Genomic DNA, 14,545 nt, shown 5'->3' on the forward strand with positions numbered 1-14,545 from the left:
CATTTTATGTACAAACATACACACCCCACTGATAACGGACAGGGTTCCCGTCGGACATTACTTTCGCCTAAGCGATTTCTTTCCGCCCTCACAAGTCCATTCGGAACAACAACACTGCCGCTTCACACCAACCAGCGACTCTCTGAAAGTGATTTGTTATGCCTACTCTTCTTGTTCTACGGTTTCAATTTTTGCTAATTGTAGCACTTGTATTTTTTTCTGTCAAGTATTTCATTTAATAATATTTAGCTATATTCAAAAATATACCCAAACTTTTTTTTGGTGGAATAAATATTAAGTTGTTTTTTATAGAAAATTTTCCTCTTCTTACAACAATAATAGTCATCCCTTTATGAATGGTAAAACCCCTAAACTTAAGGAAAAACCTTGTCTCCCATAGATATTTCATAAAATAAAAGGCTGTGCCATTCCTTGGCACAACCCTTCTGATTAGTCATTTATTTTCCAACAAATATTTCACCCTTCAAATACAGAATGGCGCCGCCACGTATACGTACCCGTTCACCCGCATTCTTGCAATGCAATACACCACCCCTTTGGGATACCTGTTTTGCAATCATCTCTTCCTTACCCAGTTTTTCCGCCCAATAAGGAATCAAAGTGCTATGGGCAGAACCAGTAACCGGGTCTTCGTTGATTCCTGCTTTTGGAACAAAGCATCTGGAAACAAAGTCAAATTCTGTCCCCTTTGCTGTTGCCACCAAAAGCATACCTTCCTCTAACTTTTCTACTTTATCAAAATCTGGATTTAATTCTACTACACTTTGTTCATCTTCCAGCAACAAAACCAAATCCCTGGATAAATATGCTTCTAAGGGCTTTGCACCAATGGCTTTTTCCATTTCCTCTGTCACCTTGATTTTTTTGGGCATCCAACTTGGGAAATCCATTTCAAGCAATTCTCCACTTTTCGTAACAGTTAAAATACCGCTTAAAGTGGAAAATTCCATTTCTGTGACTTCTGTATCAATAAAATTTGCAACGACAAAGGCGGCTCCTAAGGTTGCATGACCGCAAAGGTCAATCTCAACTTTTGGTGTAAACCAATTTAAATCATATTTTCCCAGTTCTCTTTTGAAAACAAATGCCGTCTCCGATAAATTGTTTTCTGCGGCAATACTCTGCATCATTTCTTTTGATAATGGCTCCTCCAGCACACAGACTCCTGCAGGATTTCCCCCAAATACATTTTCCGCAAAGGCATCCACAACGAAATATTTCATAAATATCGCTCCTCTCCTTGATAATTTAAATAAATACATCTATAATGCAATTATAATTTGCATATTGTATGGCTTCAAGCAGGAAATTGTATGTCGTACAAAAAAAGGAGAAAAAGTATGCCTGTCAATTCTTTTGAAGATTACCCTATGTCTTGGAAACCGGAAAAGTCAAAATTAACACAGCCTTTATATCTTTCTTTGGCAAAGCTACTAGAGCAAGATATCAAAGACGGTACGCTGGTACCCCATACAAAGCTGCCTCCACAAAGGGAGCTTGCGGACTATTTGGACATCAATTTAAGTACTGTTACAAAAGCCTTCAAGCTCTGTCAGTTAAATGGGTTTCTTTATGCCGTTATCGGCAGAGGTACCTTTGTATCTCCAAACGCTGGTGTTTCCATCGCCATACAAGATACCAAAACAAATCGAAATACCATTGAGTTTGGGATCATAAAACCATTGGATTTTATGAATCAATATACAGAAGAAGCAATGAAGAAGGTTCTAGCAAACAGTGCAGTGGACTCCCTTTTGGACTATAGCGCTCCCTTTGGCTCTCCCTATCAAAAAAGTGCCGCATTAAAGTGGTTCTCAAAATTTGGGCTGCATCCCCATGCAGAAGATATTTTTTTTACCACTGGAGGACAAAATGCCTTTGCAGTTGTGCTCATTACGTTGTTCCACCACGGAGATAAAATTGCAACAGACCGCTTTACTTATTCTAACTTTATTGAGCTTGCCAACATGCTGAATATCAAGCTGGTGCCCATTCAAGGAGATGAAAAAGGAATTCTCCCCGAGGACTTAGAAATGCAATGCCGCTTGCAGGGGTTACAGGGTGTATATCTCGTTCCGACTTATAGCAACCCTGTCGGAACCTTAATGGATACCCCTCGAAAAGAGGCCTTAGCAAAAATCATCAGAAACCATCACCTAACGCTGATTGAAGATGATATTTATGCATTTCTTGCGCCACCGGATTACGTACCTCTGTCGGCCTTCTGCCCCCAAGAGGGCTGTTATATTGCCAGTCTATCAAAGTCAATCTGTCCAGGGCTGCGTGTGGCAATCATGTCTGTGCCCCACCGCTTCACTGCTCTGATTGCCCGCGGTATTTTCAATATCAATGTGAAAACCTCATCCATCAGTATTGAAACTGCGGCATATATGATTCATACCGGCATTGCAGAGGAAATTATAAATAAAAAGAGAACTTTGGCTTTGAAAAGAAATCTAATTTTTGAACAATATTTCCCCAGTAGCACCCCTACACCTCTTTCTTTTTGTCGTTGGCTTCCCTTGCCTCAGGCTCTTTACGATTTGCCTATGGAACAGTTAGCCATGGAAGAAGGAATACATTTGTTTCATTCAAATCGTTTTTTGGTAGGAACTCCCCCTAAGGAGCAATTCCTTCGCATTGCCATTTCCTCTGCGGATACAAAGGAGGATTTAGAATATGGCTTAAAAAAACTGAAAAGCCTACTGTTTGAGGATGAACGAAAAGTCAATGATTTTACAATCATTATTTAATCACATAGGCGTTTTTCAATCCTCTGAAAAAAGACTTTCAGATAAAATATTGAAAACTAACTTGTCGTCTCACCTAAATATGATTTCCATAAAAAAGGATTATTCCAAAAATAAGAATAATCCTTTTCATTTATTCCCCCACTAACAAGTCTTCCTCAGCAGGGTTCACATGCACCATACAATGCTTTACATCTTGGAAATTGTTTTCTATTGCTTCATGTACCTGCTCTGCAATGGTATGGGCCTCACTTAATGTCATATGTCTGTTGGCGGCAATTTCCACATCAACATAGATTCTGGCGCCAAATAAGCGTGTTTGCATTTGATCTATGCCCGTTACGCCCTCTTGGGAAAGAATAATGTCTCGCATACGTTCCACAGTCTCATTGTCACAGGCAGTATCCAGCATTTTATTGATTGCATCCATAAAAATATCATAAGCCGCCTTCACAATAAAAACGCAGATAATTACGCTTGCTAAAGGGTCGCATATAGGATAGCCTAATCTTGCACCAATAATACCAACCATACTCCCTATGGAGGACATAGCATCAGAACGATGATGCCAAGCATCTGCCATCAAAGCACCTGAATTCACCTTAATCGCTGCAGCTCTGGTATACCAATACATACCTTCTTTTACAACAATGGATACTATTGCCGCAAGGAAAGCCAATATTCCCGGAGTTGCCAGATTCAATTGATCAGCATAGATGATTTTTTTAACGCCCTCATAACCAATGACAATCCCTGTTGCACATAAAATCCCTGCCAAAATCAATGCCGCTACGCATTCAATCCGCTCATGCCCATATTGATGATGCTCATCTGATTCCTTTGCTGATAATTTGTATCCAATCATTACAACAATGGTGCTAAGTACGTCTGATGCAGAATGAATACCGTCAGAAATCATTGCGCCGGAGCTGGCAATGATACCTGCCGCCACCTTGCCAACAGATAAAATGATATTGACTATCATGGTTTTCACAGATACACTCATTACAATTTTCTCATTTTCTTCAACTTTGCTGTTCTTTGCTTCCAAAATTAACCCTCCATTTTAATCCTATTTTATTCTATCCAAATGTAGGCGAGAAAATAATATAAAAAACGCCCACGAGGAACATATTACTGTCCCGCAGGCGTTTATCTGCTACTGCTTGCCCGGCCACATGGCTATAATGCCATTGCCTGATCAGTTCTTAACATTTTAATATAAGAAACTGATTTTTTCAAGTATTATTTCGACTATGCTTTCCTATTCTTACTCCTTAAACAGATCTTTCATTTTTTCAGAGAAAGATTTTTTTTCTTCGGAGGTACTCTTATTTTCATTGGCATTTACAGTCTCATCTTTATAAAACTGACGTAACATATCTTTTTGTTTTTCATTCAATTCCGTAGGAATTTTCACCTTCAAAGTTACAACTTGATTTCCACGAACCTTGGGGTTTCTTAAATTGGGGATACCAACACCCCTTAAAGTCACAACTGTTTCCGGCTGAGTTCCTGGCTTAATGCTATATTTCTGCTCACCGTCAATGGTTTTTATGGTGATTTCACCACCTAAAGCCGCCTGAACAAAGGTAATCGGCACATCGCAATACACATCAAAGCCTTTTCTGATAAACATAGGGTCTGGTTGTACATAAACGGTTACTAATAAATCCCCGTAGCCGCCGCCATTTTCACCAATTTCCCCTTTGTTTGCCAAACGGATGGTCTGACCGTTATCAATGCCCTTGGGAATATTTACTTCATACTTCTTGTTTTTCTTCACCTTACCTGTACCACGGCAAGTGGAACAAGGATCTTTAATAATCTTCCCTGTACCTTGACACTGGCTGCAAGTACGCACTGAGGTTACAGAGCCAAACATGGACTGCTGAACAAATCTCTCCTGTCCTGTGCCGTTGCATTTGGGGCAACTTTCCGCATGGGTACCGGTCTTTGCTCCTGTTCCATGGCAGGTTTCACATTCATCATATATGCTTACGGAAATTTCCTTTGTGCAGCCAAATGCGGCTTCTGCAAAGCCAAGCTGAATATTTACGTTTATATCATTGCCACGTCTTGGGCCGGTTCTGCGGGTGCTTCCGGTAAATCCACCAAAACCAAACATGCTACCGAAAATATCGCCCAAATCTCCCATATCAAAACCTTGGCCATAAAATCCGCCGCCTGCGCCACCTTGTTCAAAAGCAGAATGGCCAAACTGGTCATATTGCGTTCTTTTTTGAGAATCGCTCAAAACTTCATAGGCTTCGCTCACTTCTTTAAACTTTGACTCAGCTTCTTTATCTCCGGGGTTTTGGTCAGGATGGTATTTTATTGCCATCTTCCGATAAGCCTTTTTCAGCTCTGCGTCAGAAGCATCTTTGCTTACCCCCAGTATTTCATAATAATCTCTTTTATCTGCCAACTTCCTCACCGCCTTATTCCTTCAAGGTCTATTTACAGCAAAAGCAGGGGCGGATAACCGCCCTTGCCATGCAGAACTCTTTTATTTTACAGTTCTTTGCCTTCGCCGTCAACCACATTTGGGTCTGCACCGTTAGGGTCTGCGCCCTGAGCCGCCTGTGCCTGCTGATACAACTTTTCAGAAATCTTATAGAATTCTTGTGTTAACGCCTCTGTTGCGGCTTTCAGCTTCTCAACATCAGCCTCTGTCATTGTTTCAGCGTTCATATCCTTAGCTGTATCTTTCAATTTGCTCAATTCAGCTTCTACAGCACTCTTCTCTTCATCACTCAGCTTGCCTTCCAGCTCACCCAATGTTTTTTCTGTCTGGAAGATCAAAGAATCTGCTTCATTTTTCGCATCAATTGCTTCTTTTCTCTTTCTGTCATCTTCTGCAAACTGTTCTGCTTCTTTTACTGCTTTTTCGATTTCATCATCGCTGAGGTTAGACCCTGCGGTAATGGTGATTTTCTGTTCTTTGCCTGTACCCAAATCCTTAGCGGAAACGTTTACAATACCGTTGGCATCAATATCGAAAGATACTTCAATCTGAGGAACACCACGTCTTGCTGGCGCAATACCATCCAGTTTAAAGCGTCCCAGTGTTTTATTATCCTTTGCCAAAGGTCTTTCACCCTGTACAACGTGGATATCAACTGCTGTTTGGTTATCATCAGCGGTGGAGAAAACCTGTTTTTTGTTTGTAGGGATTGTGGTATTTCTGTCGATGAGCTTTGTTGCAACGCCGCCCAATGTTTCAATACCCAAGGACAAAGGAGTTACGTCTAACAAAAGCACACTGCCTGCACCTTCATCACCTGCTAATTTACCACCCTGAATTGCCGCACCAACTGCTACACATTCGTCTGGATTAATGCCCTTGAAAGGCTCTTTTCCTGTATATTTTTTCACTGCATCCTGTACAGATGGCATTCTTGTGGAACCACCAACCAATAATACCTTGTCAATTTCACTTGCGTTAAGGCCCGCATCAGACAATGCCTGACGAACAGGTCCCATAGTGCCATCTACCAAGTCAGCTGTTAATTCGTCAAATTTTGCTCTACTCAAAGTAACATCTAAGTGCTTAGGTCCATCCTGGTTCATTGTGATGAAAGGCAGATTGATGTTGGTTGTTGTCACTGTAGAAAGCTCTTTTTTCGCTTTTTCCGCAGCTTCTTTCAATCTTTGCATAGCCATTTTATCTTTGCTTAAATCCATTCCTTCAGCCTTTTTAAATTCAGCAACTAAAAAGTCAATCACTCTCTGGTCAAAATCATCTCCACCTAAACGAGTGTTACCATTTGTGGAAAGAACCTCGATAACACCATCACCAATTTCAATAATGGAAACGTCGAATGTACCGCCACCTAAGTCGTAAACCATAATTTTTTGTTCATGTTCGTTATCCAAACCATATGCCAATGCAGCTGATGTAGGCTCGTTAATAATACGCTTTACTTCCAAGCCGGCAATACGACCAGCATCCTTTGTTGCCTGTCTCTGGGCATCATTGAAATAAGCGGGAACAGTAATAACCGCTTCGGATACAGTTTCACCTAAATAGCTTTCAGCATCTGCTTTTAATTTCTGCAATACCATTGCGGAAATCTCCTGAGGAGAATAGCCTTTTCCTTCAATATCTACTTTGTAGTTTTCGCCCATTCTTCTTTTGATAGAGCTGATTGTATTATCAGGGTTTGTGATCGCCTGACGCTTTGCAGTCTCACCAACCAGTCTTTCACCGTTTTTTGCAAAACCAACAACGGAAGGTGTTGTTCTAGCACCATCACTGTTTACGATAACAACAGGCTGACCGCCTTCCATAACTGCAACGCAAGAGTTGGTTGTTCCTAAGTCAATACCAATAATTTTTCCCATAACCTTATCCTCCTATTAATCAATTAATCTCTCATTTTTTTAGTTAGCGACCTTCACCATACTGTGTCGTATGACTTTGTCTTTATATTGATAACCCTTTAGCATTTCCAGTATAATTTCATTTTCTCCATAGTTTTCATCATCTTCATGAGCTACCGCCGCATGTAGATTGGGGTCAAACTTTTCTCCCAATGCTTTAATTTCTTCTACGCCCAAACCATGTAAAATCTCCTGAAATTGCTTTAAGATCATTTGTACACCTATCAAGAAACTATCGTTTTTATCCACCTTGCCTTCTTGTGCTGCAACCGCTCTTTCTAAATTGTCAACCACACTCAAAAGCTTTTCTACTGTATCTCTCACACCATCATCATACATTGTTGCCTTTTCCTTCATGGTGCGTTTACGGAAGTTATCAAATTCAGCCAAGCTTCGTTGGTACTTATCAAAATTCTCCGCCGCCTGCTGCTCCAATTTCAAAATCTTATCTGCAGTCTCGTCAACAATTTCTCCCTCAGTGACTTCAGCTTCCTGTTCTACTTTCTCCTTAGTTTCAACCATTTCTTCCTGTAAAGTGTCTTCCTGTAATGCCTCTTCTTTTAAGGCTTCTTCTCTGTCTTTATTTTCTGCCACTTCATTCCCTCTTTTCTCTAGCCATCTTTATTGTCTTTATTATTATTATCCGTCAGATTTCTCAATACCCTCTCAATATTTTTAACCATTCCGTTTAAAACGGAAACCACTTGGGAGTAATCCATTCTAGTTGGCCCTACAATGCCAATGGTACCTCTGGTATCATCACTCAGCTTATAGGTCGCTGTAATCACACTGCAATCCTTCATGCCTTGCACTGTATTTTCACTGCCAATTAATATCTGCAAATCATTGCATTTGCTTTCTTCCAGTAAGGTAATTAAAACGTCCTTTTCTTCTAAAGTCTGAAATAACGATTTCGCCTTGCTGATATCTGAGAACTCAGGAAAGGCTAACATATTTTTTGCACCACTCATATGAACCTGAACCTTTTCCGCCGCTTGCATTGTATTCTCCAATGCTCTTAAAATTGGCCCTAATAAGCCTTTATAATCTCCCAATTCAATTTGCAAACGCTGGATGACCCCTTGATCAATCTGCTGTAATGCACAGCCTTGAAAAGCCCTGTTTAAATACGTTCCAATTTGAAAGATAATATCGTCCTCAGGTGCTGTACCCACTTTAATGACATGGTTTTTCATAAAATTATCTTCTGTCACAATAACCAATAGCACAGAAGCCGAATCCAGTGGCAGCAACCGTATTTGTTTTATTCTTGCCCTTTGTCCCACAGGCTCGGAAATAAAGGTAGTGTAGTTTGTCAAAGCAGAAAGTACCTTTGCTGTTTCTTCCATTAAATAATCAATTTGGCTGATATCTCTGGAAATAACACTTTGTAAATAGCCTTGTTCGTCTAGGCTTAGCTCTCGCTTTTGCATCAGATGATCCACATAAAGCCTATATCCCAAATCTGAGGGGATACGCCCCGAGGAAGCATGGGGCTGCATGATAAAGCCCATCTCCTCCAAATCGCTCATTTCATTGCGGATTGTCGCGGAACTGATACCAAGGTTATATTTTTTTGCTATGGTTCTGGAGCCGACCGGTTCCGCCGTTTCAATATAGTCATTGATAATTGCCTGTAATATCTGAATTTTCCTGTCATTCAACGACATCTGAGCCGCCCCCTCTCTTGCATTGTTAGCACTCACTTAGCACGAGTGCTAATTCATATACATAAGATAGCACTTGACACCTTATATGTCAAGCGCAAATTGTAAATTTTATTATAATTTTACCAAGAAAAAAAATATATTAAGAATTTTTTATTTATCTAATAAAAACTCAGTAAAAACCTGATTGCTTAAGTCGATTCCTATTTCAGTCAGTGCAATTCCTTCTTTTGTTTGTCTTAGTAAATTCCTTTCCAAAAGATCTGAAATCACCTTGTTGTATATTTCTTTCATCTCAACACCAAACCGTTGTGAAAATTCTTTAAAAGAGACACCTTCTGTTAGGCGAAGCCCCAAAAACATAAACTCCTCCATGGCTGCCTTTTTTAATAGCATTTCATGTTCTTCTTCTAACCTATTTATTTCCCCATTCGCTAAAATATATTTGTCCAAATCATAGGTATTGTGGAAGCGGCTTCCTCCAAAGAAGGAATGTGCACCTAATCCCAAACCCAAATAGGGTGTTGTCTGCCAATATATTTTATTGTGCCTACTCTCTTGCCCATGTTTTGCAAAATTTGAAATTTCATATTGCTGGTAGCCTTTTTCTGCTAAAAAAGCTACAGCATAGTGATACATTTCTCTGTCCAGCTCTTCATCTGTTTCTAAAAGCTCACCTTTTTCAAACTTTTCATAAAATGGTGTTCCTTCTTCAATAATTAAGCTGTATGCTGAAATGTGTTCGGGATTTAAGTTTGTAATTCTTTCAAGGGTCTCCCTCCAATCTGCGGAGGTTTGGGTAGGCAGAGCAAACATGATATCCACATTAATATTGTCAAAACCCGCTTTTCTTGCATTATGAAAATTATCCTGAAATTCCTCAATGGTATGAATGCGTCCTAAAATGGATAATAACCGATTTTGCCATGCCTGAACACCCATGCTTAAACGGTTGAACCCCATTTTCCGCAACGCCATTGCCTTTTCTTCCCCCATAGTACCGGGGTTTGACTCAATGGTAATTTCTGCCCCCTCAGCAATGTTAAAAGATGCTTTTATTTTCTCAAGCAGACTGCTCAGCAATTCTTCAGAAAGCACCGTGGGTGTTCCACCGCCAAAAAATATGGAAGTAACCAGATAATCCAAGGATTTTTCTCCACGTTTTTCAATTTCTTGCTCCAATGCATAGACATATACATCAAATTTATCCTCCACGCCCCCAAAGGAAGGAAAATCACAGTAAAGACACTTTCGTTTGCAAAAGGGAATATGAACATATAACCCCATGTTTTTCATCATAGCTCATCCTTTCTTTCCCATATCATAGCATAGGCTTTCCTTGAAAAAAAGGAGTTTTTGTGCTATAATTTGTGATTGTGGAAAATAAATCAATTTAATTTTCTATAAATTACGAAACTGCGAGGTCTTTCCTATGAGTGCTTTTCATGAAATGAAAGAAGATATAAGGGCATTTTTTAGTCGCAATCTGCTGTTTAAAATTTTAAAATGGATCATTGTAATTTTATTCCCATTCTTTCTTACCTTAGCAGTAAATTATCTATCCTTTGGAAATACAACTCAATTGTATACACTTTTTACGAAAGGTCTGGGCTCCTTAGCCTTTGGCTTACTATTGGTTTGGTTGGCCTTTCTCTTTTTTGCCGCAGTAATACCTAATATTTCCTTAGCGGCACTGGTCTGCTCCATACTATTTATTAGTTTCTCTCTCGTTGATTATTTTAAATATGCAATTTTAGAAGTTCATTTTTTCCCATGGGATATTTATCTGGCTCGAAATGCTTCAAGCTTTCAGGAGTTTCTAAGTACCATCACAATACCCCAAGCCCTTTGGGAGGTTCTTTTTAGCACATTGTTTTATTGTATTTTGCTTTATCTGTTAGCGCCCAAAATTTCAATAAAATGGAGATTTCGTGTATTGATGTCCCCATTATTTTTTATTGGTTTTTATCTTCTTATGACAAACCCTACTGTACAGCGAGGTCTCACTCCTATTTTAGGAATCCCCTCAGAAAAGACATCGGATCAAAATGCCTTTTATGGGAAGCATGGCTTTCTAACTGCCTTTTCTCTAAACTTTGGCAGTGCGCAAAATATAAATATACCTCAAAATTATAGCAAAAGCTCCATTCAGCATGACTTTGAAAACTATCTGCCTCAGCAGAACAGTGGAGATACCTTTCAAAATCCCGATATTGTTGTGGTACTTTCTGAGGCTTTTTGGGACCCCACTGTTTTAAATGGTGTTACCTTCTCTGATGACCCATTAAAAAATTATAGGAAAATTGCAGAGACTAACCCCAGCGGAAAAATGATCTCCCCTACCTTTGGCGGCGGCACTGTTCGGCCTGAATTTGAGATTTTGACAGGTATGTCCACCAGCGCTTTACCACCGGGAAACATTCCTTATCAGCAGTATGTAAAAAATGATATTTTTTCATATCCAAGAGTTTATAAAAACCTAGGATATGATACAATCGGTCTACATACCTATCAGAAAACCTTTTATGATCGTGACAAAGCATATCCCCTTATGGGTTTCGATGATTTTTTAGGGGAATATGATCTTCATGCGGAACAGCATTGGAACAGCGGGCCATATATTACCGATGAAACCATTGCAGAGGAGATTATGTATCAGTTGGATCAACCCCATGATGTAGGGGTATTTGTAATGGCAATTACCATGGAAAACCATAGTATGTATCAAAATAAATTCGATGAATCAGATAGAGTGATTCAAGTAAGTGGTAACAACTTGACTTCTCAGCAAATTTTGACCTTAGAAAACTATGCCGCCGGTGTGAGAGATTCTGACCGTGCGTTAAAATCAATTTATGATTATGTCATGAGCCGAGAGAAGCCTACAATTGTGTTGTGGTATGGAGACCATTTGCCAACCCTGGGAGATGATTTTGACCCCTATCTGGCAACAAGTACTATTTCCTGCCCAACAGCATCCCAATGGTCTGAAGAGGAAAAGCATATTATGTTTTCCACCCCGTATTTGATTTTTACAAATTATGATACAGGAAGAGCATATTTGGCAGATAACCAGTCTGTTTCTCCTTTTCTGCTCCCTGCTCTTATGGCAGACTATATTGACGCACCACAGTGCCTGCAAACCAATTTTTTATTGGAATTGTATCGTACATGCCCTATTATGAGTAAATATTATAACTTCTACTCCCCTAGCGCAGATAAAACCAAGCGGGAACAAATGCGAGAGCTTCATGAGCTGTTGACCTATGATATGCTCATTGGGAAAAACTACATCTCAGAAATAAATTGACTTCCATTAAACCAACCAATTATGCTTGGAGAAAATCTATTTCTCCAAGCATAATTTATTTCATAAAAAAAGCATTTCCCATGGAAGAAACGCTCTTTTCATAAAACTCATGTATTCGTCTTAACCTCAATACCGGATTATTATTTTAACATTCTTGTCTTCTTATCCCTGCCCATGCACCATCCCAAACAATAGATTGATACCCTCCTTTATCTGTATCCCCCTCGGTGCTAAAACATAATACTCTGGCATTTCTATCAAGCTTTAGTTTTTCCCGCCACTCTCTCAAATTGGGATTTCTCATGATTTCTGCTACAATTCCAAAGGTCACTGCGCCGCTTTCTCCTGAAATAATACGAGGATCACCCTTTGTAGGATTTCCCATAATACGCATCCCTTGTGCAGCCACATAATCAGGGCAAGAAATGAAATTGTCGGCATACTCCCTCAAAATCTCCCATCCAATACTACACGGCTCACCACAGGCCAGCCCCGCCATAATCGTATCCATTTCTCCAGTCACACAGTGAAGCTTCCCATCCTGTGCCTCTGCAGTACGATAAATGCAATCTGCCTTATTGGGCTCAACAATAGTTATCAAGGGGCAATCCTCTTTATATATTGACGCAAAAAAAGCTGTTACCGCCCCTGCCATAGAGCCTACACCTGCTTGCAAAAAAATATGTGTTGGCTTTTCACTTATTTGGGTGTATGCCTCGTAAGCCATAGTTCCATAACCCTGCATAATCCATAGGGGAATGTCCTCATATCCCTCCCACGCAGTATCCTGGACCATAATCCAGCCCTTTTCTTCTGCCTGCTTATGGGCAAAACGAACGGCATCATCATAATTCATATCTGTAATAGAGGCCTCCGCTCCCTCACGGAGAATATTTTCTAATCGCTCCTTTGCACTACCCTTTGGCATATAAATCACTGCCTTTTGTTTTAGGGTTTTTGCCGTCCAAGCCACCCCTCTGCCATGGTTTCCATCTGTAGCCGTAACAAAGGTCATCTCCCCCAACGCATCTCTTGTTTCCTTAGAAACCAAGTTATTGTATGTAAAATCATCTATTTTTCTGCTTATTTCTTGCGCCATGTAATTCCCAATGGCAAAGCTGCCCCCCAAAACTTTAAAGGCATTTAAACCAAATCGAAAGGACTCATCTTTAATGGATATATCCCCTAGACCCAACTCGTCGGCTGTATTTTGGAAAGAAAACAAAGGTGTTTGTTCATAGATTGGAAAGCTACTGTGAAATTTCTGCACCTTTTTGGCGTTCTCCAAACAAAACTTGCTTAAGTCGCCTTTTCGCCTACCCTGACGGCTATATTGCACAAGCTTAAATTCTTCTTTCAACTTAATCCCTCCTTGATACAATTTTTACCTTTCATTCAGTATACTCACTATTCTCTCTCGGCGCAATAAAATAAAGAGAGCTGAATGTAGATAATAACCCAGAGGGTAGTTGACTTTTCCACAACAAAAAAGCAGCAGGGTTTTTCTCCCTACTGCTTATAAATTACTTCTCGTTTTTCGGTAACAGCATGTACCAAATGGAACCTGAAATACAGATGGAAGAATAAGCTCCCATAATAATACCCACCATCATAGGAAGGGCAAATTCTTTGATGGACTGTACACCGATTACATAAATTGCACCAACGGTAAATAATGTAGTCATCGAAGTGTTAATAGATCTGGCCAAAGTCTGACTCACACTCTTATTAATTTTCTCAGCAGCTTGATGTGATGAAAATCTATCATGATTTTCACGAACTCTATCAAAAATAACAATCGTTGAATTGATGGAGTAACCCAAAATCGTTAAGATTACTGCGATGAAGGAATTATTCACAGGAATACGAAAAACAGCGTAAGTGGCAATAACAATCAAAATGTCATGCAATAAAGCAATAATAGCACTGCCGCCAGCTCTGATATCTCTAAACCGAATGGAGATATAGATTAACATTGCAACACATGCAATTAATGTTGCCTTAATTGCCGCTTGCTGCATCTCACTGCTTACTGTACCACTCACATCAGAGGTTGATTTCACCTCAGCTGATGGAAATGTAGTCTTAATGGATTTATCCAATTCTATTCTTGTTTCACTGTCAATGGATTGCATTTTCAGCGAAACCTCGTTTGTACCAATAATATCCTGAATCTGAGGAGCCTTTTGCCCTGTGACATTAAAAATCACTTCCTCAAGTTTTGCGTGGTCATAGGCTGCACCCATATCAATTTCCATAGAAGTACCACCTGTAAATTCAACATCCCAATTCAATATACCATTACCCTTACTGCCTTGATAAAACATAGCCGCAATTCCCACTAAAATCAGTATCAAGGAAAGGGCAAAAAATTTCTTTCTGTTCTCAATTATCTTCATCTTTGCCGCCTC

The 14,545-nt window shown here is 39.8% G+C and carries 11 protein-coding genes, 1 riboswitch and 1 other annotated feature (1 of these 13 running past the window's edge); of the genes, 2 read left to right on the forward strand and 9 right to left on the reverse strand.

The genetic code is table 11. From position 1 onward, the window contains the following. Window positions 1-188: a binding site (T-box leader), on the reverse strand (it extends 70 nt beyond the left edge of the window). Window positions 189-458: 270 nt separating this feature from the next. Further along, entirely contained in the window at window positions 459-1,244 is a 786-nt protein-coding gene (locus NE558_RS11455; RefSeq protein WP_256150214.1) for a PhzF family phenazine biosynthesis protein, read from the reverse strand. Between the two features lie 117 nt (window positions 1,245-1,361). On the opposite strand from NE558_RS11455, the gene NE558_RS11460 reads away from it, so the two are divergent. After that, entirely contained in the window at window positions 1,362-2,774 is a 1,413-nt protein-coding gene (locus NE558_RS11460) for a PLP-dependent aminotransferase family protein (RefSeq protein WP_256150216.1), read from the forward strand. A 130-nt stretch (window positions 2,775-2,904) separates the two neighbouring features. Here NE558_RS11460 and NE558_RS11465 read toward each other — a convergent pair whose 3' ends face one another. The 6 genes from NE558_RS11465 to hemW form a co-directional block, all read right to left on the reverse strand. Further along, entirely contained in the window at window positions 2,905-3,822 is a 918-nt protein-coding gene (locus tag NE558_RS11465) for a cation diffusion facilitator family transporter (RefSeq protein ID WP_330643474.1), read from the reverse strand. 84 nt (window positions 3,823-3,906) lie between these two features. Further along, a riboswitch (NiCo riboswitch) is annotated at window positions 3,907-3,986 on the reverse strand. A 55-nt stretch (window positions 3,987-4,041) separates the two neighbouring features. Next, complete coding sequence (gene dnaJ / locus NE558_RS11470) at window positions 4,042-5,199, reverse strand: molecular chaperone DnaJ (RefSeq protein WP_256150217.1); 1,158 nt, start codon at window positions 5,197-5,199, stop codon at window positions 4,042-4,044. Window positions 5,200-5,285: 86 nt separating this feature from the next. Then, window positions 5,286-7,118 carry a molecular chaperone DnaK gene (gene dnaK / locus NE558_RS11475; protein WP_256150218.1) on the reverse strand — a complete coding sequence of 611 codons (1,833 nt, stop codon included), beginning with the start codon at window positions 7,116-7,118 and terminating at the stop codon, window positions 5,286-5,288. 39 nt (window positions 7,119-7,157) lie between these two features. Next, complete coding sequence (grpE, locus tag NE558_RS11480; RefSeq protein ID WP_256150219.1) at window positions 7,158-7,751, reverse strand: nucleotide exchange factor GrpE; 594 nt, start codon at window positions 7,749-7,751, stop codon at window positions 7,158-7,160. Between the two features lie 17 nt (window positions 7,752-7,768). Next, window positions 7,769-8,827, reverse strand: a complete 1,059-nt coding sequence (gene hrcA, locus NE558_RS11485; protein ID WP_256150220.1) for a heat-inducible transcriptional repressor HrcA — start codon at window positions 8,825-8,827, stop codon at window positions 7,769-7,771. A 150-nt stretch (window positions 8,828-8,977) separates the two neighbouring features. Then, window positions 8,978-10,120: a radical SAM family heme chaperone HemW gene (gene hemW, locus NE558_RS11490; protein ID WP_256150221.1), complete on the reverse strand. Its 1,143-nt coding sequence runs from the start codon at window positions 10,118-10,120 to the stop codon at window positions 8,978-8,980. A 136-nt stretch (window positions 10,121-10,256) separates the two neighbouring features. Here hemW and NE558_RS11495 point away from each other — a divergent pair, with 136 nt between their 5' ends. After that, a complete protein-coding gene (locus NE558_RS11495) occupies window positions 10,257-12,134 on the forward strand; it encodes an LTA synthase family protein (protein ID WP_256150222.1) in 1,878 nt (625 codons plus the stop codon). Window positions 12,135-12,279: 145 nt separating this feature from the next. Here the strand turns inward: NE558_RS11495 and dpaL are convergent, their stop codons facing one another. Then, complete coding sequence (gene dpaL / locus NE558_RS11500) at window positions 12,280-13,494, reverse strand: diaminopropionate ammonia-lyase (RefSeq protein WP_256150223.1); 1,215 nt, start codon at window positions 13,492-13,494, stop codon at window positions 12,280-12,282. A 163-nt stretch (window positions 13,495-13,657) separates the two neighbouring features. After that, on the reverse strand, window positions 13,658-14,533 hold the full coding sequence (gene secF, locus NE558_RS11505; RefSeq protein WP_256150224.1) for a protein translocase subunit SecF: 876 nt from the start codon (window positions 14,531-14,533) through the stop codon (window positions 13,658-13,660). Window positions 14,534-14,545 lie beyond the last annotated feature (12 nt).

This window comes from Anaerotignum propionicum, from assembly GCF_024461735.1.
In the GTDB taxonomy this organism is placed as follows: Bacteria; Bacillota; Clostridia; order Lachnospirales; family Anaerotignaceae; genus Chakrabartyella.